Origin of the sequence: Actinacidiphila guanduensis (assembly GCF_900103985.1) — a bacterium.
In the GTDB taxonomy this organism is placed as follows: domain Bacteria; phylum Actinomycetota; class Actinomycetes; order Streptomycetales; family Streptomycetaceae; genus Actinacidiphila; species Actinacidiphila guanduensis.
The window spans coordinates 62,731-88,652 of the sequence record NZ_FNIE01000022.1 but is presented as its reverse complement, the minus strand read 5'-3'; the positions used below and the strand labels follow the sequence as shown (position 1 = coordinate 88,652).

At 76.3% G+C, this 25,922-nt stretch carries 1 protein-coding gene; it reads left to right on the top strand.

Annotation, left to right across the window (positions count from 1 at the left end):
* The first annotated feature begins 306 nt into the window (after positions 1-306).
* The gene (locus BLR33_RS35470) at positions 307-25,887 is read left to right on the top strand and encodes a hypothetical protein (protein WP_218136740.1); all 25,581 of its coding nucleotides are present in this window, start codon (positions 307-309) and stop codon (positions 25,885-25,887) included.
* Positions 25,888-25,922: the final 35 nt, after the last annotated feature.

Here is a 25,922-nt window from a genome sequence, read left to right as displayed (position 1 = left end):
GACAGCTTCTCCACCACCCCCCTCCCCCTCGACCCCGGCCAAGTCGGCAACGGCGCCTGGGTACGCAGCCAATGGGACACCCACAGCGACGACCAGCCGCCCGCCTACGGGGCCACCACGCACGACGCGACGCCACAGGCCGCGGACAGCCCCAACGCCGCCGTCTACCGCTCCTGGTCCGCCGACCACGCCGACCTGCCGACCGACGTCCGCAACCGCGCCATCACCGCCGTCGCGACCCAAGAGAGCACCTTCACCGGCACCCATGACACCCACGCCGCCGACCCGGCCGACATCCGGCGGCAGTTGGACCGCCAGGCGAACATCGAGCAGGTCGTCTCCCAGGTGCGGACGCACTTCGACAACGCCTACTCCACCTGGGTCGGCTCCGCTCCCCCGTCCGCCGCTTCGGCCGCCCGGGGCGAGGGCGGCGCCGGCGAGAAGGGCGCGGCGCAGGAGCAGGCGGACCCGCGCACGCACGTCCTGACGGTGCCCGGCGCCGCCCAGCGGGTGCACCGCACCGCCTGGCAGGCGACCGAGCAGCAGGTGCGGGACACCGTCGCGCGGCTGCCCGAGCGGACCTGGGACGCGCCGCCCGCGGCGGTGCTGCGCCGGATCGACCAGGCGGCCGCCCAGAACGCCCCGGCCGTGCAGCGCCTGCTGGACCGGGCCGGGCGTGACGACGTACGCCAGGTCGAGGCCGTGCGCACCTTCGAGCGCACCGTGCCCCAGTCCGGCCACGCCACGGGAGCCGACGGCCGGCTCACCGCGGTCAGCCGCGACCACATGCGGCAGGAGTGGGTCCGGCAGACCGTCGCCGACCACCGCGAGATCTTCGGCGACCCCACCGCGCCCAACCCGATCCGCACCTCGTCCGAGGGCCCCGCGCAGGCGACCGCCACCGCCCCGGCCCGCGAGGACGGGACCCGGGCGGCCCAGGCGCCGGGTGCCGATCCCGTACGGACGGCCGGGCTGCCGTCCGCGGCCCGGCCGCAGGTCGCCACCGAGGCCGGCGCCCCCGCCACCGACACCCGCGGTACGGGCGAGCCGCCCCGTACGACGGCCGAGCCGGCCCACCTGACGGCCGAGCCCGCGCACGCGACGGCCGGCTCCGGCGTCCACCACGCCACCGCTGCCGCCGGGACGCCCGAGCCGGCGGCGCGGCCCGCGCGCACCGCCGACGACAAGGCGCCCGACCCCGAGACGGCCTGGCAGCAGCGCGTCGCCGAGCGGGCCGCCCAGCTGCCCGCGCGGGTGCAGGTGCAGCTCGCCAAGGAGGCTGCTGTACGGCACGCGGTGGACGGCGTCCGCGAGGCCGCGCTCGGCTCGTGGCGGCAGGCGCTGCCGCACCTCGGCGACGACTTCGCGGGGGCCTTCGGCCTCGACCGGCACGGCGCCGGGATCACCGTCGAGCGGGACGCCGCCCACGTGATGGCCGTCGACGCGCACCGCAGGATCGAGGAGGCCGCGACCGGTCCGGACGGCGGCCCGGCCGCCGCGCACCGCGCGGCGGAGGCGCACGGCACGCTCGACACCGCGCGCCACCACACCGCGGTCGCCGTGGCCCGCGCCGCCGCCGTGGACCAGGCCGGCGAGGAGGCCCGCACGCTGGCCCGGCGCGCCCCGGGCGGCGACGCGGAGCACGTGCGGAGCGTCGTGGACGCCCACCGCGACCGGGTCGGCGCCCTCTTCGACACCCTGTTCCGGCCGGACGACCCGCGCTTCGGGCCCGGCGGGGACCGCTCCGCCTTCGACGCGGCCACCACCACCTGGCACGCCCGCAGGGCCGAGCTGTCCCAGAGCCTGCCCGCCGACCTCGCGGCCCGCCCGGCAGCGCCCGACCGCACCTCCGCCACTCCGCCGGAGCCGGCCCCGCACACCGCACTCCCGCGCCCGCACACGGAGTCCACCGCCCTGCCGCACGACCCGGCGGCGCCCGCCTCCCGTACGGACAGCGCGGCGACGCAGGCCGGGCCGACGCCGCAGCGGCCGCGTACGGAGGGGGCCCCGGCCCAGGAGCCGGCCCCGACCGCCCAGGGCGCCCCGCACGTGGTGGAGCCGCACGCAGCGGAGGGGCAGGGCCCGCTCGCCCCGCAGCCCCACCGGCCCGACACGCAGGGCCCGCACACCGACACGGCCCCGCCGGCCGACGCGCGCAGGGACGTGCCGCCGCCCGCCCGTGACGAGGCGCCCGACCTGCTCCGCCAGGACTCCCCGCTCCCGCAGCCCCTCCCGCCCGGTGGCCGTTCGGAGCGCTGGCGCAACTCCGACGAGAGCACGCTGCGCGGCCTGCGCAACGAGGTCAACCTCCGCCTGCAGGGCCTGAAATGGCCGCACGGCGCGGTGGACCTCGACACGGTCCGCCGGCACGTGGACGAACTCCCCTCCTACGCCGACCGGTTGAACGAGCGGGCGGTGGCCTCGTACATCGCCGGGTGGATCGCCGACCCCGAGAACGGCCTGCGGACCCTCGGCGGCGCCCCCTCGAACAGCGGCCGCGAACAGCAGCAGAACGGCGAGGGCTCGTCGTCCGGCCGGCCGCCGCGCGACATCGACACCGAGGGCGGCCCGGGCGGCTCCTTCGAGATGCGGGACCTTCCCGAGCCCTCCACATCCCACACGCCGGCGCCCGTCCTGGAGGCGGAGGAACCGCCCGGGACCGTCGCGGCGCGCGACTCCGAGGCGGTGCCGGAGCCGCGGGACGTCCCGGTCCCGCCGCCCCCGCACCAGCCCGTCGTCCACCCGGCCGACCACGTGGTGGAGCACGTCGAGCCCAGCGCGGACACCGACCGCCGGGACGACGAGGTCGAGAACGTCATCGAGGTCCCCGCCGATGTGCACGAGGACGTCCGGGAGGACGTCCGGGACGACGCCCACGTCCTCCCCCGCGACCCGCTCCACGAGGCCGAGCCCGATCCCGAACGGGACGCGGAGACGCCTGAGCCCGAGCCCGAGGTGGAGGCGCGTGCGCCCTGGTACGTCGAGCACGGGATGCTCGGCGAGGTCACGGTGCAGCATGTGGACGGCTGGGAGCGGGCGCAGGCCGCAGCGGCGGCGCGGCGGATCGCGGACGCGGTGCCGGACGCGGGGCTGCGGCGGGAGTTGGTGGGCCCGCTGACGGATCTGCTCGCGGAGAGCGACAAGCAGACCTGGGTGGAGTTGCTCACGCACGGCCGGTTCGTGCCCCTGCGGGACCGGTTGGTGTGGCTGCGGCCGGTGCTGGACCGTACGCGTCCGGCGGAGGAGGCCGAGGACGATCCGGTCCGGAAGTACACGGTGCGGTTCAACTCGACCTCGGCGTCGAGCAGCCGGACCCGGATGAAGACCTCGACCGCTGATCTGATGCTGTTCACGGCGTTCAATGTGGGCTCCGCGGCGGCGTCGGCGGTGGTGATGGGTCTGCCGCAGGTGCACGGTGAGTCGGCGAGCACGGCGACGGACGGGGTGAAGGACAACGTCATCACCGGCCGCAAGGTGTTCGTGGACGGCCTGGTGCCCTTCGCGGCGGACCTGCGGGTGCGGATCTTCGACAACGGCACGGAGGTGCGTCCGACGACGGTGGAGACCGTCGACCGGGGCATGGTGGTGGAGTTCCCGTCGGCGTATTCCGGGCCGGACGAGCCGCGTCCGGCGGACGGCACGGAGCTGCCCGCCCATGCTGATGACGCGGACGCAGCCGAGGGTTCGGGGGCTGGTGGGGGTGCACCGCGGGTCGCGCGCCCGCGGCTCGGCGGCGAAGTGCTCAACGCCCTTGATGTGACACCGGTGCTGGCGTCGCTCCAGCGTTCCCTGCACCAGGCCGGGGTGGGGCCGAAGACTGCGGCGGGGGTGCTGCGGGAGGCGGCGGGGCTGCTGAACGAGACGTCGGCGCGCAACCGCAGCCGGTGGTGGCTGACCAGCGGTGATGTCGGCAACCGGATCGCGCGCGGGGTGAACCTGCCGGGCCTGGACGGCTTCCGCGGGCACTTCCGGGTCCGTGCGCACCTGCAGCGGCTGCAGTTGGTGGGCTTCGGGACGGCGAAGACCCGTGAGGACCTGGGTGTGGGCTCGGCGGTCACCCATGGGCGGGGCGGGCGTTCGGCGGTGACGCTGACGGTGCTGGCGAACGCGACGGGTCTCGTCGACCCGGCAGTGCACCAGCCGGACTCCGGTCCGATCAAGGGACTTGCCCCGCTGGCCAGTGCGGGGGTGACGTTCTCCCGGAAGTGGGAGTCGAGCCTTTCCTCGCAGTCCCTGGCCCACACCATTTTGAACTCCGATGAGATGCAGGCGCGTTACCGGGCCGGATTCAGCATCGAGGTGGAGTGGAACTCCAGCAGCCACCCCGGGCTGGGGACGGTGCGGGCGGACACCTCGGGTGAGTTGACGGTGCCGTGGCGGGAGGGCAGCGGGCCGCGGGAGCTGGAGCAGCGGGTCTTCGGGCAGGTCCGCACCCCGGCGCTGCGGGACTTGGGGCCGCAGGTGGCGGCGGGCCCGGTGGCGGCGCAGCCGCATGTGCGGGCCCTGCTGCACGAGGCGGGGCTGCCGGGGCACGCGCGGGTGCGCCCGGCCCGGTTGGACCGGCCGGTGCAGCATTACGCGGCCCAGCCGTTGCGGTCGCTGGTGGCCGGGAAGACCCCGGCGAACGAGCCGTTGGCCCTGGCCACGCGCAAGGGGTTGGGGTTCGCGGTGGCGGCGGCGCTGCCGGGCGCGGAGCTGGTCGAGGACCAGATGCGGGCGGCGGTGCGGCTGTTCGGCGGCCGCGGGGTGCAGTGGGCGGGTGTGGACCGGCAGTTGGCCACGCACTTCGGGCGCCCGGCGCTGGAGGGCGGGCTGCCGGACCTGATGGCGGGGGTGACGCACACGGTCGCGGTGGGCGGGCGGTTGGTGCGGCTGTCGGTGAAGGCGCATCTGCTGGACCACCGCGGCACGAGCAGCTATCCGCTGACGGTCAACACCCGTGCGGCCTTGGGTGAGACGTTCGCCGCGCACCAGGACCGGTCGTGGTCGGTGCAGGGCGGTGTGGGCGGTGCGGTGCGGATCGGCATCGGCGATGTGGTACGGATGCAGATCGGCGGCCTGCGGGTGCAGGGCCGGGCCGGGTTCGGGCGCAGTGAGGCGTTCACGGAGATCGCCAAGAGCTACCGGCGGATGGAGACGGTCGACTCCGTCGACGAGCACCGCTACGACGTGGTGTACGAGGTCACGGCCTCGCGTGAGGGCGCCTCGCAGGTGTCGAAGTGGTGGATCGACCGGCCCGAGGAGCTGCTGGCGCAGGTCGTGGTGGCGCACCAGCACGTGCCCGCCATCCCTCCGACGGTGGAGCAGCGCACACACGCGGGCGCGGTGACCTTCCGCCGCGCCTGGCCGGACGTCTCCGAGCCGCACCTGTCCTTCGACCGGGGCTCGTCGGGGCTGTACCCGGCGTTCCTGCACTCGCCGGAGCTGCAGCGCCTGGCGTTGCAGGTCTACGCGAGCGTGCACCACCTGCCGGGGACCTGGCACCGGCAGGAGGCCCGCTGGCCGCAGGCGCTGCTGACCGCGCTGCGGCCGGGTGATCTCGCGGCGTTCTTCGGGCAGTTGGTGGAGTCCGACGGGCGGGTGGCGGCGCTGCCGGACCGGGACGGCTGGCACACCGCGATGACGGTGAAGCTGCGCGCCCACGCCCCGCGCGCGCTGCCGAAGACCGACGGCGAGGTGGAGATCGAGCAGTATTCGCAGTCGGTGTCCCGGCACGCGCAGGAGTCGCACCGCACCCTGTCGGGCGGGCTGCAGTTCGGCTTCGGCCCGCAGTTGCGGTTCGGCTCCGACAGCGGCAACGACGTCGAGGTCATCGGCGACGGCGAGCACGCGGGCGAGGGGCTGCCCGGCGGGCGCGTGGTGGCCCAGCTGCACGGCGACGTGGGCTGGGACGCGGGGCACAGCGAGGAGGTGGAGCGCGGCGCCATCGAGGTCACCCGCGCCACCTACAAGGACGCCTCCGCCTACCGTGCCGACCCGGTCTTCGAGGTCACCGTCACCCGCTGGCGCGGCCGCGGCGCCCCCCAGCACCAGTCCCGCGTCATCCGCATCTCCGACGGCATGGACCTTCTCGTCCCCGACCGCCGCCGCGAGGACGTCCTGCCGCCCGAGATGCTCGACGGCAACACCGGCGGCACCCGCGACGCGGGCACCACCGACACGGCGCCCGAGATCCGCACGGAGTCGGCGCCCGACACCCGGATCGAGGTCGAGCCCGACACCCGCGCGGACACCAGGACCGAGGCGGCGCCCGACACGAGGACCGGCACCCGCGCCGACACCGCGCCCGACACCCGCCAGGAGCGCCGGGTCGCCGCGCCCGCCTCGACGGCCGGGCCCCTCGTCCGCAGCCCGCATGTGCCGCGGCGGCCGGCCGATCCGGTGCGGCGGGACTACCTGGGTGGCCGGCTGATGCGGATGGCGGCGCATCCGGAGGACCTGCGGGCCGACCAGGTGCTGCCGGAGATCGTGCGCAGGCTGACCGCGCGGGGCATCCTGCGCGCGGGCGAGGTCCGGCCCTCGGAGCTGTACCAGTCGCTGCAGACCAGCTTCCGCTCCGAGGCCCTCAAGACGCAGTGGGGCCCGCTGACCGACACCGGCGTCCACCGCTGGTTCCCCTTCCAGGGGTCGGAGACCTCGCTGCTGTCGGGGTTCGGCGGCGCCTCGCACTACCTGTGGGTGAACGTCGAGGTCGTCCACATGGACCCCGCCTACTCCCACCGCCCGCGCCCGGAGGTGAAGCTCACCCTGCGCGGCGAGTCGGTGCAGGAGACCCGCTCCACCGACACCAGCGGCTCCTCCTGGGGCTTCGGCGTCAACGTCGCCGCCCGCGGCGGCGAGCACGCCGTCGACAACGATCAGCAGGCCCACGGCGGCATCGACGTCGCCGCCGGCTACACCGCACACTCCTCCACCGGCAGCACCGCCCTGCGCAAGGACGTGGACATCTACCGCGCCAACACCCGTGAGGGCAGCGAGGAGTTCAACCACGACCTACGGTTCCGGATCAGCCTGGGCGCCACCACCAGCATGCCCGAGATCCTCGGCGCCCCCGGCCGCGGCCTGGTCAGCGCCGCCGCCGGCGCCGCCGCGCTCTTCGGCCGCCGCGACGCGGTGGAGAACGCCTGGTACGCCCACCAGCCCTGGACCTGGCGCGACGACGGCAACCCCACCGGCGACACCCCCGGCGAGGTCCGCCTCCTCGTCCCCCACCACCTCACCGTCGCCCTCGACCCCCCGCCGGCCGACGACGCCGACCACACAGACCACGCAGACGGCGACCCGGGGCCCTCCACCGCGGTCGTGCCGGCGCCGGTGCGGCCCGGCGCGAACCCGCTCTCCCGGCCCACCGCGACTCCGCAGTGGACCGCGCACGGCGGCGCCACGGTGCCGCCCGGCTCCACCGTGCCGCGCACCGCCCCTGCCACCCGGGTGGGCCCCGACCCGGCGCGCACCGCCGAACTCCTCTCCGAACTGCACCCCTGGGACGTGCCCGCGGCCAAGGCCGTCCAGGACTGGGCCAAGGTCGTCGCCACCCCGTCGAAGAAGCTGCCCGACCTCACCTCCCCCACGGCCACCGACGTCCCCGTCGTGCGGCCGGACTCCAAGGCCGGCACCGCCTACCAGACCGCGACCAGCCACGCCAAGCTGCGCGCCGCGATCTCCGCCCTGCTCGGCCACACCCACACCGTGGACGTCGCCGGCCGCCCCGTCACCGTGGGCCTCGACCTCACCGGCGCCACCCGCCTCCACGACGACCACGACGAGATGTTCAAGGCCCGCCGCTACCAGCAGGGCGACGACGACGAGGAAGCCCGCTCCGACCGGATGCGCGGCTGGTACGCGGGCGGCGGCCCCGAGAGCGGCGGCGGCACCGGGAGCGACGCGGTCCTCGAACGCACCCCCTACGAGGTCGGCCGCGAGACCGAGGACAAGGCGGACGGCGGCGTCTCCGCCACCGTCGAGCACAACCGCGAGGCCACCCGGCCCTTCCGCTACTACCGCTTCGACGCCGCCATCACCCTGCGCGGCGCCGACGGCCGCGAGATGCGCGTCGACGTCCCCGACGGCCTCTACGCCATCCTCCCCGTCACCGACGGCGCCCTCCACCCCGACCTCACCACCCACTTCCCGCACCTCTTCACCGACCCCGCCGACACCACCGACACCACGGACGCCGAGCACCCCGTCGAGGAGCCGGCGCGGGACGAGACGGCCACGACGCTCACGGACGCGGACCGCTTCGAGGAGATCCACGACGACCCCACCCCCGAGCCGGAGGTGGAGCCGCAGCGGGACCGCCGCCCGATCGAGGAGCCCGTCGAGCACCCGGTCCAGCGCCACGTGGCGGACCCCTCCGAGACCGAGGTCGACCACCGCGAGGAGGGGGCGCCCCCCGAGCGCCCGGTCCGGCAGCACGAGGTGGAGCAGCGCGACGTCGAGGCCGAGCCCCTGGTCGAGCACCCCGTCGAGGACGCGGCCGTCGAGCACCCGGTCCGGCAGGACGTGGTGGAGCACCACGAGGCCGAGTCCCCGGTCGAGCACCCTGTGGAGGACCAGCACCCGGCCCGGCAGGACGTGGTGGACGAGTCCCGCGACCTGCGCGACCGCACCGACGAGGAAGTCACCGAGAGCCCGGTCCAGCACCACGTCACCGAACTCCGCGACAGCGAGACCGAACCCGACATCGAACGCCCGGCCGAGGGCCAACGCCCCCTCCAGCACCGCCAGGTGGACGCGTCCGAGGCCGAAACCGACGCCATCACGCACCCGTTGGCCGAGCACACGACCCTCGCCGACACCCAGGACCCCGTCACCGAGGTCACGGACCCGACACGCGAGCCCGAGGCCGAACGGCCCATCCCCGAGATCGTCATCACCCCGGCACCACCCGACATCACCTTCACACCAGCCACCCCCGAACTGCGGCCGGTCACGCCCGACGACACCCTCGCCCGCACCACCGACCTGACCGACCTCGGCCACCAGGACGAGCCGACCGATCTCGCCGCGCCCCTGGACGTGGAGGGGCGCGCCCAGTTCCTTCCCGAGCCGGCCACGGAGACCGCCGTCCCCCACGACCCCGAACCCGTCGTCCCCCAGCACGACGACGTGGTCGAGCACCCCGTCGAGGACGCGGCCGTCCAGCACCCGGTCCGGCAGGACGTGGTGGAGGAGCGCGAGGTCGAGGCCGAGTCCCCGGTCGAGGCCCCCGTCGTCCAGCACATGCCCGAGCCGCAGGTGAGGGACGAGTCCCGGGACGCCCTCGACCACACCGACGAGGACGTCACCGAGACCCCGATCCAGCACCACGTCACCGAACTCCGCGACAGCGAGACCGAACCCGACGTCGAACGCCCGGCCGAGGACCAACACCCCGTCCAGCACCGCGAGGTGGACTCGTCCGGGGCCGAACCCGAGCACCGGGACGAGGAGCCGACCGAACCCCCGCTCCGGCAGGACATCGTCGAACAGCACGACAGCGACGCCGAATCCACGGCCGAGGTGCAACGCCCGGCCCTGCGGCACGACATCGAGGCCGAGCCCGAGGCCGAACGGCCCATCCCCGACATCACCTTCACCCCGCCCACCCCCGAACTGCGGCCGGTCACGCCCGAGGACACCCTGACCCACACCACCGACCTGACCGACCTCAGCCACGAGGACGAACCCACCGACCTCGCCGCGCCCCTCGACCTGGGCGGGCACACCGACCTCCTCCAGGAACCGCCGGCCGCGGCCTCCGTCGTCCCCTCCACCGTCCACGAGCCCGAGACCTTCCTCACGCAGCACCACGAAGACGTGGCCGAGCACCCCGTCGAACTGGAGCAGCCCGTTCGGCAGCACCTGCTGGACGACACGGACGCCGCACCCGAACCCCTCGTGCCCGACCGCTCCGCCGACGACCGACGTCCCCTCCAGCACTCGTCGGACGACGCCGAGGCCCCTCGCGAAACGCGCGAAACCCGCGACCGCGACGAACCCCTCGAATCCAGGGACCTCACGCGGGACACCCGGCGGCCGCAGCCCCCCGCCACCCATGTCCCGCGCGACACCGAGTCCGCCGGCACCGTGGAGGACGCGTTCGAGCACGACCGCGACACCGACGCCGACACCGGCAACGACGCCCTCGTCCTCACCCACGAGCCCGAGGGGCCGCCGCCCCCGCCCCCGGTCCACACGTCCGAAGCGCCCCCGCCCCCTCCCCCGCCGCACCAGGACGCCCTCGTGGTCCACGAGGACCCGCCCCCACCGCCGCCGTTGAGCCACGCGGTCGAGCGGTTCGGGCAGGACCGGGACGGCTCGCAGGGGCTCACCCACATCGACCCGCTCTCCGAGCAGACCGCGGCCTGGCTGCGGGACCGGGTCGCGACCGCGATCGAACGCGGCGGGCCGCGGAACGCCGCGCTGCGGGCCGCGCTCGAGGAGACCGTGACGCCGCGGGCGATGGCCGCGGAGTGGGCGCGGTTGCTGAGCGACGAGGGCCTGCCGGTGCGGGCCGAGTACAACGGCCGCACCTACCACGCGGCGGTGCGGCTGCGGCTGTCGGACGCGCGGCGCGACCCGGACCGGGACGAGGCACAGGACGCGCCCCATCTGCGCATCCAGCGCTGGGCGTTCGGCATCGGCGAGACCGGCGCGGTGGACAGCATCGGCGACCTGCGGCCGGGCAGCTTCACCTACGCCCACACCTGGCCGCTCACCCACCGGGCCACCTTGCGCCGGGTGACGCTGAGCCCGACCGGCTCGCTCACGTACAACCAGATGACCAGCACCGTGGCCACGGGCGCGACCGTGCAGCCGATGACGCTGCTGCGCAGCCGCGAGCTGTCGCGGGCGGTGTCCTACCGGCTGTCGGCGGAGGTGCGGCTGACCGGCGGGCTGCAGGACGCGGTGGCCCCGGCCGAGCACCCCACCGCCTGGACCCCGCTGGCCGGCGACGGCACCGAACACCGGCTGAGCACGTGGTTCCCGGACCACCTGATCGAGGACACGCCGGACCCCTCGACCGCGCTGGCCACCGCGGACGCCGACAAACGCCCGGCGCCGCTGCGGCAGCTGGTCGAGGAGGTGCCGCTGATCGCCGTGGAGACCGTGCCGCAGGCGACCACGGTGCTGCACGAGGTGAACCAGGCGTTCAGCCCACACCTGGCCTCGATCTCGGACGACTCGGCGGAGGAGCTGCACCGCTTCTTCAGCGAGGGCAACCTGCGCGGCAACCTGCCGCTGATGTACGGCGGCGGGCACTCCTCGCCACCGCTGTACGACAGCCGCGGCGGGCTGATCGGCCACTTCTCGGTCCGGGCGCGGCTGGTGGAGGAGGACGCGCAGCACGCCATCGCGGGACCGCCGACCCGCAACTCCGTGCTGGAGGTGCACGTCCTGCGCTCGCTGCGGGTGTCGAACAGTGCCGCCGTCGCCAACTCCGCCTCGTTCGGCGGCCAGTTGTCGCTCGGCTTTGCCATCGGCACGCCCGACCCGCACACCGGCATCGAGCCCTTCGGCGGCACCCTCACCCTCCAGGGCTCGGTGCAGCACCAGGCCACCCACACGATGTCCTCCGGCGGCAGCGCCCGCACCTCGCACTCGCTGCGCACCGGCAAGCCGCTCCTGCGGGTGCAGGCCCGGATGGTGCTGGACGTCACGCTGGTGCGGCCCGGCGCGGTGCCGGTGCACCCGCCGGCCGACAGCCGCCTGGCCACACGGGCGGCCGACGGCAGCGGCTACCCGGTGATCCTGCGAGTGCCCTCGGCGGCCGTGGTGTCCGGCGCGCCCGCGACCCCGCGCCACCTGCCGGCGCCGATCCGGGACCTGACGTCGCCGGGCGTGCTCACCACGCCGATGCGGGTGGCCGGCGCCGACCCGCTCTTCGAGGACGTCCGGCAGTTCCTGTCCGAGCACGGCTTCATCCCGCCGCTGGACCGGCCCGGCGACGCGGCCGCCGGGGACGGGGACGGCGCGGCCGAGCCGCCGGCCCCGGCGGTCGGCGGCGGCTCGCGGCTGGTCGAGACCGCGCTGCACAACCAGCGGCTGGCGAACCTGCGCCGCCTGGAGCAGATGCAGTCGCAGATCGGGCAGCGCGCGGCACTGGACGAGACGACGGACGTCCCCGACCCGCAGGCGGAGATGCCGGACAGCAGCTTCGAGATGGAGTTCGAGCGGCCCACCGCGACCGGTGTGCAGCGGGTGTCCGTGCAGATGGCCGTCACCCGCCGCTACCCGCAGGGCCGCGACACCCCGGACGCCGGCGTGGCGCACATCGGCCACCTGGACGGGGTGCAGACCCTCAACTACACCGGCAGCACCATCAGCGGCGACGAGCAGCTGCGCCGCGCCCCGCTCCAGGCGAGCATCGGCCCGCAGCTCGGCGCGACGAACGTCCTCCACGGCGACCACGACCCGCAGGGCATCACCGGCGAGTACAGCTACACCTGGCAGCCCGCGGACGTGGTGACCACCGGCTCCAGCTCGGGCAGCGGCCACGAGTTCTACGCGCTGTCCCGCTCCGAGGCGGGCGCGGGCGTCCACCTGTTCCGGGTGCCGGTCACCCACCACATGCGGATCTCCTTCAGCCACGGCTCAACGCCCCCGCCGCGGCACGTGGACGGCGAGGTGGACCTCGCGGTCCCGGTGGACTGGACGCTGGAGTCCCCCGACACCGCCCCGATCGCCGCCCCGCCCACCTTCCACGGCCCCGAGGAGCAGCTGGACCCGTCGCCGGCGGCGCCCGTCCCGGGCTACGTCGTGCACGACCCGAACGAGGCGGCGCACACCGACGCGGCGCACACAGCCGAGGGCGGCGACGGCACCCGTACCGACGGCGGCACCGCCCCCGCGCCCGCCGACCGGCAGGATCTCGTCCAGGGCGCGCCGCCCGCCGCGCACGACACGCCGGCCACCACCGCCGACACCAACGCGCCCGCCCGGCCCGCGACGGTGGAGCGGCGTCTGCCGGAGACCGCGTTCGTCAACCGGGTGCGCGGCGGGTCCGCACTGCACACGGCAGTGAACCGGATGATGGGCGCGGTCGCCCGGGACGTGGCGGCCGCCCGCGCCGCGGAGGACCAGGACCCGGCGCAGCGCATTCCGGGTGCCTTCCCCGAGGACGACGACGCCCCCGCGCCGCACACCGACACGGTCGCCCCCGCGCCGCCTGCCGAGGGCCCCGAGGGCGTCGAACTGCCCCGGCGCGACGGCCAGGAGGACCACCAGGACGACGAGGAGCGCCGGGAGCCGGCCGCCGGCGGCTGGGGCACCACGCTGTGGAACGCAACGGGCGGACTGGCCGCGGGCGCGATGCGCTGGAGCGCGCGGCAGGTCGGCGACGTGTGGCAGTGGACCCGCCGCACGGCGGTGGGCGAGAGCACGGTGGCGCCGGAGAGCACCGCCCGGCAGGTGCTGGACTTCTCCCTGTCGCCGCACCACATGGTGGGCAACGCCTACCGGATCTTCCGCGACTCCTACGTGGTGGAGGGCACCGCCTCGTCCGGGGTGCTGGCCGGCACCGACATCACGGTGGAGGTGCAGGGCTTCATGCACAACGTCCGGCGCATGCAGTCGCCGGGCGTCATGGACTACGAGCGGTGGATCCAGTCCACCGACGCCTCGGCGTCCACCGTCAGCCGCACCTCGGGCCACACCTTCGGCCTGACCGTGAGCGGCAACTACGGCCCCGCGTCCGGCTACGTGCCCACCGGCCGGTACGCCTACCGCACCACCGACACCAACGCGACCACGGTCAACGACAACGCCTCCGCCTTCCGCGTCACCAGCGAGAACGACGTCACGCCGTACCGCTTCCAGGCCGACGTCTTCTACCGGGTGACCCTGCGCACCGGCCTGCGCAACCTGGTGACCGGCACCGCCGGGCCCGCGCTCGCTGCGGCCGGCGGGCTGCCGGTGGCGGGCGTGGTGCTGGACGCGGCCGCGGGCCTGACCGCGGGCGAGCGGCAGATGGTGGTGCGGGTGCCGGACGGCGTGGAGTTCCTGCTGTCCGCCAACGACCTTATCAACCACCCGGAGTTCCGGCTCGACGGCGAGGGTCCCGCGCTGCCCGCGCCCGCGCCGCCGATGGACCGGATGCTGCCGCCCAGCTTCGTGGCCAGCCGCGGCCAGATCGGCTTCGGCTCCGCGGTGGAGGTGCACCCCGCGGACGGGCGCTCGGCGCTGCAGGACACGATGCGCACCGCGATCGAGCGGGTCGCGCCCGGCGCCACCCGGCCCGGCCACGCCGCCTACCTGCCGGGCGTGCTGTCGCGGATCAACGAGCACGGCTCCTCGCTCGGCATGCGCACCCTGCTGCACGGCTCCTCGGCCGTCGCCTTCCGCTTCGTGCACCGCTCCTTCCTCGGCCCGCTGCTGGTGCGCACGCAGGTGCGCGCGGTGCCGAACACCGACCTGGGCGCCGCCCGCGGCCGGGCCGTGCCCGGCAACCCCGGCCTGGACACGGTGCTCGGCCACTCCGACGGCCGCGGCGCCTCGCTGCCCGTGCCGGGCAGCACCCGCCAGGCCCGCACCCGCACCAGCGCCCACGAGCTCGACGGCGGCCTGACCTACCAGCACGAGGGCCACCGCTACCGCGCCACGGGCAGCGCCGTCCGCCAGTCCGAGACCGTGCAGACCGCCACGGGCTCGGAGGAGCGGCGCGCCTGGCAGCAATCGATGTTCGACAGCAGCGAGTTCGAGCTGGACTACCGCTACGAGGTCGCCGTCACCGCCACGCCGCTGGACGAGGCGCTGATCGTGGCGGCGCCCCGGGCGCTGTGGAACGGGTTGGGCATGCTCGCCGACCGCACGCGCCTGAGCAGCCTGGCCCAAGGCGCGTACGGCATGCTGCCCGACACCGTCCGGCACGGCATCGAGGGCGCGCTGGGGCTCCTGCCCCGCCCGACGATGGCGGTCGACGCCCACGTGGACGCGCAGGCCGTGGTGCGCTTCGCCGGCTCCGAGACGCCCCGCACGGACGCCCCCGCCGCGGTCGACCCGCACCCGACGGTGGTCGGGCGGGTGCACCTGAGCGACCCGACCCGGCCGCTGGTGCAGGAGGACGGCGAGGTGCGGCTGACCCCGGACGTGCCGGCCGACCTGCGCGCCCTGGTGGCGGGTGACCCGTGGCGGCCCGAACGGCCCTTCGAGGTCTACCACTTCGGCGGACTGGACCAGCTGACGCAGGCGCTGCACGAACTCGCCCCCGGGCTCGGCGCCCCGACCGCCGGGCGCGGCACCACGATGTCCGACGAGGGCCGGCTGGTGCGGCTCACCCACCTCGCGGCCGCCGGCACGCCCGTGCCCGTGCACCCGGCCGGCCTCGCCCCGCACGTCGGGCGCAGCGGGCCGCACCAGGTGCAGGTGCACGTCACCCTCCACGACCCGCGGATCGTCAACCAGAGCAACGAGGTCGGCATCGACCGGGTGCAGATCAGCACCCGCGGCTCGGCCGCGCAGAGCGACGTGACCTACAACCCGGCGCTGAACTTCACCTACAGCGGCCCGGTGAACGAGGCGCAGACCGACCGGCTCGGCCCCGGTGTCCCGGTGGCCGGCGAGCGGACCGACCTCGGCCACACCCACACGCAGTCCGCGCCGGTCCGCGAGATGCTGCGCTTCGGCTCGCGCTTCGCCAACAAGCCCAATGGCACGCAGGGCGCCCTGGTCCAGACGGTCGCGGTGATCCATCTGCGCCGCGGCGACCAGGAGCGCTGGGTCACCGGCCCGCTCGTCCTGCGCGCCACCGAACTGCCGCCCACACCGGCCCCGTTGCCGCCACCGCCGCACGAGGCCCCCGCCCCCACGGACGCGGACCTGGGCGCGGGCTTGCACCGGGACCAGGAGGGCTTCGAGGACGATTCCCACGGCGGCTTCCACGACAACGGCTTCCGGGGCAGGCGCATCACCGAACTGACCGACGACGAGGAGCCGTTGGAGGAGCGGGAGAGGCCCGCGCCGACACATGTCGAGCCCATCGTCACGGACGACCCGGCCGCACGGCACACCGTCACCGAGCACGTCGAGCACGACGAGCGGATCGAGGACGACGAGCGGATCGAGGACGACGACGCGGAAGACGCGGTCACCCGGCCCACCCCGCCGCCTGTCGTCACCGAGCACCCCGTCGTCATCGATGACGCGGTCACCGAGGACGATGTCCCCCCGCGACTCCCCGTCCGGGACGACGTCCTCACGGAGGACCTCCTCGCCGAGGACTCGCGGAGGGACGACGCGCTCTTCGGCGGCCGAGGCGAGCACGTCGTACCGATCCCCGTCGAGCACACCGCCGGCAGAGGAGCCGAGGAGACCGTCCGCCCGCAGTTCCCGGACCCGTTGCGGACGCCGCCCACCCCGCAGCACCTGACGCCGGAACCCGGCACGCCGCTGCGGCTCGACACCGAAGTGCCCGACTCCCCGGTACCCGCACCCACCGAACTGCACGCCGAGCCCGACACACGGCCGGGCACACCGCTCGACACACGGCCCGGCACGCGACCCGACACCGACGCGTCCCTCACCGCGCCCGCACTCACCGAGCTGCACGTCGAACCCGGCACACCGCTCGACACGCGGCCCGACACGCGCCTCGACGCCGAGGTGCCCGAGTCCCCCGTACCCGCACCCGCCGAACTGCACGTGGAGCCCGACACACGGCCCGGCACACCGCTCGACACACGGCCGGGCACGCGGCCCGACGCCGACGCCTCCCTCACCACGCCCGCATCGCTCGAACCGCTCGACCCGGCGCGGCTTCCCGTCCTGCCCGACGACGTCCTGGAGGACGCGGCCGACATCCTCCAGCAGCACGTGGACGTCCCCTTCGCCATCGGCGACGACGCCGCCTCGCGTGCGGCCCGCGCACCCTACGAGCTCGCGGCCGACCGGGTCGCCCGCGCGCTGTACGAGCACGGCGAGCAGGCCGCCCACGAGGCCGCCGCGCGGGCGCTGCGTGAGATCCCCGGCGCCCGGGCCGCCGAGCACAAGCCCGGCATCATCGCCGCGGGCAAGAAGAAGCGCGGCAGCCGGCAGAACTCCCAGCAGGCCCCGCAGCAGGCCACTGCCACACCCGGTGCCGGGCCCAGCCGCAGCACGCAGACCCCGGCCGATCCGGTGCGGCGCAGCACCGACCCGCACACCGACCCGCAGCAGCCCGCCGCCGCCCCGGGCCCGCAGCGGCGCAGCACCGCGCCGCCGGCGCAGGACGCGCCGCCCTCCTACTCCGAGGCCACAGCGAGCAGCCTGCCGCCCGCGGTGACGCGCGCGGTGCGCCAGGCCGTCACGGCCGGGCTCGCCGACCGGCCGCCCGCCCACCGGGACGCGGTGGTCAGCTCCACCCAGCGGCTGATGGAGCAGGTGCCGGCGCCGGCCGGCCTGCCGCTGGACCGGATCGTCGGCTCGGTGGACTTCGCCCTGGCCTCGGGCGGCGAGCTGGCCGCGCACGCGCTCGCGCACCCCGACGTGGTCTACGCGGCCGCCCGCCAGCCGCAGCTCTACCTGCTGCTCCAGCACGGCCCGGCGCTCGGCTCCGCGCTGGACCGCCACCCCGCGGTGCTGGAGCACCTGGCGCGGGCCACCGACGTCTGGCACCGGGCGCAGGGCCCGGCCACCGCCCAACTGCTGTTGCGGCCGGGCGTGCTGGAGGGCCTGGAGGGCGACCCGGAGCTGCAGGAAGCGGTGTTCAACCGCTCGCTGGTCCTGCTGCGCAACATGAACGGCGATCTCGGCCTGATCCGGCAGGTGGTGGACCTCTCCTCGGACATCCTCACCCTGACCGACCGGGTGCCGGCGTTCGCCGAGGCGGCGGTCTCGCTCGGCGGCGCGGCGGCCGAGGCGCTGTGGCAGCTGGGCGCGGAGTCGACCCTGACCTCGGCACTGCTGAGCCGGCTCTTCCGCGGCTCGTCGTATCCGGCGGACCTCTACCGTCGTCTGCTCACCGACGGCCGGGTGCGCACCACGCTGCGGTCGCTGCCCGAGCAGAACCAGGTGGCCCTGCTCACCGCGGGCACGCTCGACGCCGTGGCGGCGGACCCCGGGCCACTGCACACCCTGCAGAACTCGCCCGCCCTGACCGACGCCCTGGAGAGCGCGCCGGAGATCGCCGAGCGGCTGCTGACCGATCCGGCGGCGATGGCCGCGGCAGTGGCGAACCCGCACGTCGCGGTCGCGCTGTCGTACGACGCGCACCGCTACGCGCAGGTGCCGCCCGGTGAGCTGGCGCAGGCGCTGGCCGCGGAGACCGGCCCCGAGCAGGCCCGTCAGGCCCGGGACCCGGACCTGACGGGCGACGACGCGGCCCGGCTGCCGCTGCCGGCGCTGCTGCGCCGGCTGACCGAGGCGCTGCCCGCGGTGCGCGCCGCCGTGTCCGGCCTGCACCCCGACGACGCGCGCCGGGTGCTGGACAACGAGCGGATGCTGCGCCTGCTGGCCCGCAACCCGCAGGCGGTCACCCAGCCGCACCTGCTGCGCCGGCTGCTCACCTTGCCGGTGGGGCTGGCGCTGCCCGATCACGATGTCGCCGCGCTGGCGATCGCGCTGGCCGCCGCCCGCCACGAACACGTCCTCGGTCTGTACCTGAGCACCGACGGGCGGGCCAGCCACCAGCTGTCGGTGAACCACCTGGCGGCCACCAGCCGGGAGTTCCGCGGCGTCCTGATGCGCTTCCCGGCGATCGGCGCCATTGCCCACGCCGACGTGCGCACCCTGTACTCCGGCGTGCCGCTGCAGGACCTGGCCCGCGATCCGTGGGCGGCCTCGACGCTGTTCCGCGCGCCCAACCTGGGCACCAGTCTGGGCGGCCCGGACAGCCCCGTACGGCAGGCGCTGCAGGCCGGCGGCGGTGCGCTGACCGCGCTGATGTTCCGGCAGTCCGCACTGACCCGCGAGCTGACCGACGAACAGTGGGCGCAGGTCGCGCGCAACGTCAACGCCGCGCCCGGGCTGCTGCCCCGCCTGACCGGCGTCTTCGGCGCGCTCACCCCCGCGCACTGGACCCGGCTGCTCACCGACGACCGGATGTTCCCGCTGCTGGCCGCGCGGATCGACACGCCCACCGGGCGCGGGCTGCTGCGGCTGCCGAGCGTGCTGCGGGCCGCGGTGGCCCGGCCGGGCTTCGCGGACGCCTGGCAGGCGCGGCCCGAGGAGTTCGACGCGCACGCCACCGCCATGCTGCGGACGGCGACGGGTCCCGAGCAGCTGCCCGGCACCGACCCCGAGCAGGGCCGGGCCGCGGCCAACGCCTTCGCCCGGTCGGTGACCGCGACGGGCCCCGCGCTCGTCACCCCCGACGGCTTCGTCCTGGACCCGCAGCGCTCCGCCGTCGTCGCGCGCCTGATGCCGCACCTCAGGAACGGCGACACGCCGGAGGCGGTACGGCAGGCGCACGAGGCGGCGGGGGCGCCGCTGCCGGAGGAGATCGCCGACCGCTACCGGGACCTGCTGGCCGGCCAGGCGCTGCGGCAGGCCGCGCTGCGCCGCCCGCACCTGGCCGAGCACCTGCTCTTCGCCCCGGACGTCCTGGACCTGCTGCGCACCCGTCCCTCGATGCTCGATCTGGTCGAGCGCACCCCCGAGGTGCTGCGCCAGCTGCTCCAGGTGCCCGGCCTGCCGGACCTGCTGGCCCACGACGACACGGCGTTCGGCGTCTTCAGCCGGGACGCGGTGATGCGGCAGAACTTCACCGACAGCCAGGTCGCGGTGATCCGCTCCAACCCCGACTACGCGGTCGCCTTCGACCGGGCGTCCTACGAGCTGGTGCAGGGCTCCTACGCGCAGGTGGACCGGCTCGCGATGAGCAGCCCGGCGCTGTCACGGGCCATCGCCGCGGACCCGGGCATGCTCGCGGCGTTCGTCCGCTCACCCGGCCTCGCGCAGGCGCTCGGCACCGCGGGCGAGCCGGTGATCCGGGCCGTCACGGCGGCGCGGGGGCGGCTGGAGGGCGCCGCGGAGGACCCCGCGTCGGTGGCCGCGCTGGCCGCGGTGCCCGGCCTCGCCGACGCCCTGGCGGCCCGCCCCGACGTGGCCGCGAGCGCCGCCCAGTGGCGCGAACTGGCCGCGAACGCGCCCCTGTTGCAGCACCTGACCGACCATCCCGAGGTCACCGGGCGGGTGCTGACGCCCGAGGTGCTGCCGGTCGCCCACAGCGCCCCCGCCTTCGTCGCCGCGCTCGCCCACACCCCGCCGGAGGTGCACGAGCAGGCGACCGCCCCGGCCGTGCTGCGGCTGGTCGCCGAGCACCCCGGGCTCGCCGACGACCTGGCCGACCCGGTCCGCGGCCAGGGCCTGCGGGCCGCCCTGGTGGGCCTGCGCGGCCTGCCGGACCTGCTCGCCGGCCGCCCGGACCTGCTGGCGACGCTGCGCGAGCGGCCCGAGGTCGTGGAGGCGGTGCGCGCCAACCGCGCGCTGGTCGACGAGGCCGCCGGGCGGACCGCGGCCTGGGCCGTCGCCGAACGCCACCCGGAGCTGGCCACCGGCCTCAACTCCCGTCTGCGCACGGCCCTCCAGCGCCACCCGGAGGCCGCCCGCGCGATCGCCGAGCACCCCGGCCCGCTGGACCCCGCCGTGCTGCCCCGGGCCCTGCGCCGGCCGGGCGTGCTCCCGCTCATGGCCGCCCGCCCGGACGTCGCCGCGGCCTTCCTCACCCACTCCGCGCTCCAGGAACGGGCCTTGGCCGAGGGGGACTTCGCCACCACGCTGGAGCGTGCGGCCGTCACCGGCGGTCCTGACCGGCTGGCCGCGCTGCTGGCGCGGGGCGACGACGACGTGCTGTGGTCGCAGGCCTCCGGGCGCAGCGCGCCCGCGCCCGCCGCCGGTCAGCATCTGGTGCCCCCGGGCTCGCCCGCCCGCGAGGCGCAGCCCGCCTCCCCGGTCTCCCCCGCCAGGTCCGAGAGCCCGCTGCCGCCCGCCGCGCCGGGGGCGCACCCGCCGCTGCCGCCCGAGGTGGTGGACCTCCTCGCCGGGCCGAACGGCGGTGAGGCCGCCGAACGGATCGCTGCGAACCCGGAGTTGCTGCCACTGCTGACCGCGCACCCCTCGCTCGCCGAGGACGTCGCCGAGCACCCCGACCGGCTCGGCGCCTACACCGCCCGCCCGTTCTTCGAGAGCCACCTGCCCGACCCCGAGCACCTGGCCACCGACGGCGGACCGGCCGCGGAGGATCGGCTGTTCGGGCCCGCGGCCTTCGACCGGCACTTCGCCGCGTTCCTGGAGTCCGTGGACGTCGCCCCCGGCGACCACTACGCCGCCGTGCGGACCGCCGCCGCCCACACCTGGCGCCAGGTGGCCGGCGCGCGCCACGACCGGCTCGCCGAGCGGCGCGCCGAGCAGGACGCGCGGTTCGCGGCCTTCCGCGCGGAGTCCGCGTCCACCTGGCAGTTGTCGGGCCGGGTGCACTTCGCCGGCCGGGTGCGCGCGGAGGACTTCACGCCGCTCCAGCGCCAGGTGCTGGACCGGGTCGCCGCCTGGGGCGAGGGCGTCCGCGATCCGCAGGGCCAGCGCCGCGTCCACGTCCCGCTCCACGCCCACCTGGACAGCGGCAGCGGCGGCGCGGCATTCTTCTACGCCCTGTCCGGCGACGGCCGGGTGGACCTGGTGGTCTTCGCCCGCAGCACCGCCCGCTCCGGCAACGACTACCGCTGGACCGGCTCCAACCGCTACGTCTCCGGCCCGCCCTCCCTCGAGGACGTCGCCAACCACCCGGTGCTGACCGCGTCCCGCGCCCTGGTCGACCGGGCCAGGGCCGCCACGGGCGAGCCGGTGACGGGCCGGGACGACACCGCGGGCTCCACGGCCGGCACCTCCACCAACACCTCCACCAGTAAGGGCAAGGCGCCGGTGCGGCCGCGCCGCACCGCGGCCGACGCGGGCGAGGCGGACGGGGTTGCGGCCGCCGGGCGCGCCCGCGACCTGGCCGGCGCGACCCGCGGCTACCGAGACGCCCTGGACGCCGCCCGCACCGCCGCGCCGGACGCGGCCCCCCGCCTCCTCACCGCCGGGCGCGCTCTGGAGGAGCAGGGCGCCGAGCCCTTCGGCCAGGCGTGGGAGTCGCTGCCCGACGACGAACGCGGCGCCGTCCAGGCCCTGGTGGCCACCGCGCTCGGCGACCCGGCCCGATCCGGCGGCTGGTCCGCGCGCGACTGGGGCGCCGTGGCCGTCGCCCACCGCTCGGGCGGCGACACCGTGGCCACGGCGGTGACGCGGCACTTGGCGGGCGAGGACACGACCACGGCGGACGCCTCCGGGACCGCCGAGCCCCGTACGGGCCCGGCCCCCGGCCGCCTCGCGGGCGCCCGTACCGACCTCGCGGCGCTCGCGGACCGGGAGCAGCGGCCCGCGGAGGGAACCGACCGCTCCGCACCGGCCGAGAGCAGCACGGCACCGCAGCGGACGAGCGCGGCGGACGGCGAGGGCACGCCCGCCGCCGAAGGCCGGAACCGTGTGGGGAAGTTCGCTCTCCCGCGCGACGAGGACACCGCCGCCGAAGGCCGGACCGAAGACCCGGACCGTGCGGGGGAGTTCGCCGTCCGCCACGACGAGGACGCCGTCACCGGCAGCCGGACCGGTGCCCGGGAGCCCGCAGCCGCCCACGACGAGGGCATCTCCGGCACCGAACGCCCGGACCGTACGCAGGAGTTCGCGCCGGCCCACGACGACGCCGCCACCGCCCTCGAACACCACTCCCCCGCCCGGGAGTTCGAGCCGGCCCGCACCGAGGGCAGCTCCGCCGGACACCAGGCCCGTACGAGCGACCTGTCCCGTACCGACAGCGCGCCCGTCGACCGGCACCGGCCCCTCGGCCGGGAGTTCGCCGACGCCGTCGCCGAGCAGCCCGCGCTGCGGCACCTGCCGCCCGAGCGGGTCGCCCAGGCCATCGATGCGTACGGCCGCGAGCGCGCGCCCGAGGTCGCGATCGGGCGCGAGGCCGGGTCGGCCGAGCGGGAGGAAGCCGAGGGCTACTGGCGGGACGTGGCCGAGGTGGCCCGCGTCGGGGAGGCAGCGGCGCGGCCGCTCGGCGATCCCCGGCACGCCGACCCGCAGGTGCGCGAGCGGGTGGCCGCGCGGGCGATGCGGGAGCGGGCCCGGGCCCTGGCCGAGGCGCACCACCGTACGGTCGGCGTGACCACCGGCGACGAGCGGGACATGGCCCGCTACCGCGAACTGACCGGTGAATCCCCGGCGCCCCGCGAGGAGTTGAAGACCTGGGTGGACTCCGCCCTGCGGGCCGCCGGCGGCACCCGCGGCGCCTCGCACGAGGACATCGCGGCCGCCTGGCAGCGCCTGCCGCGCTCCCAGCGGCACCTGCCGCTCTCGCAGCTGGCCCGCGTGCTGGCGACCGCGCTGGACGGCGGGGGCGCCCTGCGCGGCGGAGGCGGCGGCATCGAGGTGGAGTTCACCGAGGTGCTGCGGCTGGGCCCCGACAGGGGAACACCCAGCGGTCGCCGCGAGGAGCCGGTCGCGCGCGGCAACGGCTTCCAGGTGACGGTGGAGACCAAGGAGTTCTACCGGGGCGCGGACGGGCGGCTCTACCGCCGCCGGCAGGACGCCGAGAGGCAGACCGGTACGGCCACCGAAGTAACGCTGGCCATCCCGGAGTTCGTCGCGGGCGTGCACCGGGTGCTGCCCGGCGAGGACCGGATCGACGACCGGGCCGCGTTCGCCGCGCTGCGCCGGATGGAGGAGCGGTTCGCCGAACTCGGGCCGGACCGGCGCTATCTGGACGTGGAGGACGTCTTCCGGCCCGAGGACGGCTGGGAGGTGACCAGCTTCGGCCGGGGCGCCAGGATCGAGCGGCGGGCCATCGGCGACTGGCAGGGCGCCCACGTCCACTACACGCTGGGCGTCCCGGTGGAGGGCCTGCGCGACTTCCTGGAGCACGTGCGCGACCGCACCTGGCGCGACGAGTCGCTGGGCTACCTCACCCGCGCCCACCTGACCGACGGCCTGTCCTTCGGCGACGAGCTCGCCGCCCGCTACGCCGCCTGGCGCGAGCACCGCGACGGCGGCGTCGCGTCCTGGACGCTGCCGCCGGAGGAAGTGGCCGCGTTGCTGGCCGACGACCCGGTGGTGGCCGCTCTGCGCGGCTACGGCGCCCTCCTCTACGACCAGGTCGCAGCCCTCGCCCACTCCTGGGTCTACCAGGGCCTGAACAAGGTCAACGTGGCCGTGCTGTCCCGCAACTCGATGAGCGACGTCCTGGCCGGGATGCCGCCGGAGGCACGCGCGTTCCTCGCCGACGACGCGCGCACGGCGATGGCCGCCATGGAGCGGCGGATCCGGACCCGGCTGCCGGAGTTCGACCGCGAGTACCAGCAGCTGTACCAGGTCCGCCGGGCGCCGAACAGCCTGCTCGACATACCCGTCTCCGAGTACCACGGGCCCACGATCCGCGACTACGCCAGGCTCGGGCTGGTGGACGGTGCGGGTGCGCCGATCCGGCAGCGCGACGCCTTCCACACCACCGACCTGCCCTCCCTCGACGTCGCCGCCGGCAACCGGGCCCGCCCCTTGGTCGTCATGGAGGTCCGCTCCTACGGGGAGCGGCACGTCTCCGCGGACCGGGCGCAGAGCCACTACGGCCGGCTGAAGCAGAGCGCGGCCGACGCACACGCCAGGGTGCGGCAGCCCTCCTCCGCCGCCGCCGGCTGGGCCGCCCTGCGCAGGCACGCCTCCCCGGCGCCGGACCGGCCGGCGGCCGCCGCGGTGCAGCGCGCGCTGCGGGCGCTTTCCGCCGCCGAACAGGGCAGCGAGAGCCGGCTGATCGGCCGCGGCAACGCGGCCGTGATCACCTCCGCGCTCCCCCTGCTCGACGGCCCGGAGGACGCCAGGGTCGACCGCTTCTCGCTGACCGCCGCCCTGCAGAGCACCCGCTACGCCGTCAGCCGCAGCGCCTCCCTGGACCCCGGGCAGGCCGAGACGGCGGTGCGGGCCCTGGACGCGGCCGTACGGGCACTGAACACCAACGGGCCGGCCGGCACCGGTCCGGCGATGCCGCCGCCGCGCGTGGTCCCGCGCCGCTCCGCGCTCGGCGACCACCGCGCGCTGCCCCAGCAGCCCCCCGCCCCCACCTCGGCCCTGCCGCCGACCCCGCACCCGGCACCGACCCTGCCGCCGGCTCCCCGCAACGCGCCCCCGCTGCCGCCGGCTCCGCGCAACGCGCCCCCGCTGCCGCCGGTTCCCCGGAACGCACCGCCGCTGCCGCCGGCCCCCAGCAACGCGCCGCCCCTGCCGCCCCAGTCCGGGCGCGGTGGCCGCCAGGACCTCCGGCGCGGCACCCGCCAGGCGCTGCCGGACCTCCCGCCGGCGCCGAGCACGCCTCTGCCGCCGCCCCCGGTGGCCGATCCCGCGCGCTCCGCGCGGCGCGCCCCCGCGGCGCCCGTGCGCCAGGACCTGCCGAACCTCCCGCCGCCCCCGCGCACGGCGCCGCCACCGCCGCCGGGCGGCCGGCAGCACACGCCGGGCACGCTCCCCGACGGGCCGCCGCTGTCCCGAGCCGCCGCGCCCGCCCCGCCGCTGCACCCGCTGCTGCGGTACGCGGTCGACAACGGGCTGGAGCACTTCCGCTGGGACGGCCTGCCCGTCTCCGACGCCACCGTGCGGGGCGTGCGGGCGACCCTCGGGCCCGAGTGGGCCGACCGCACCGACCACGAGGTCGGCACCGAGATCGCCGCGCGCCTGAACGCCGTCCTCGGCCGGTACCCGCAGCAGCACGAGGGGATCGCCTCCCGCTACGAACTGCGCCGCGAAGCCACCCTGGCGCTGCGGGCGTCGGCGCCCGGGGCGCCCGACATCAGCGAGTCCGCGCTGCGTTCGGCCCTGGCCCGCCTCGGCCCCGCCGCATGGACCCTCCCCGCGCCGGAGTTGGGCCGCCGCATCGCCGCCCTCCTCGCCTCGGCCGAGCGCGTCTAGAGATCACCGGCGGTGCGGCCCACAAGGGCACCCTG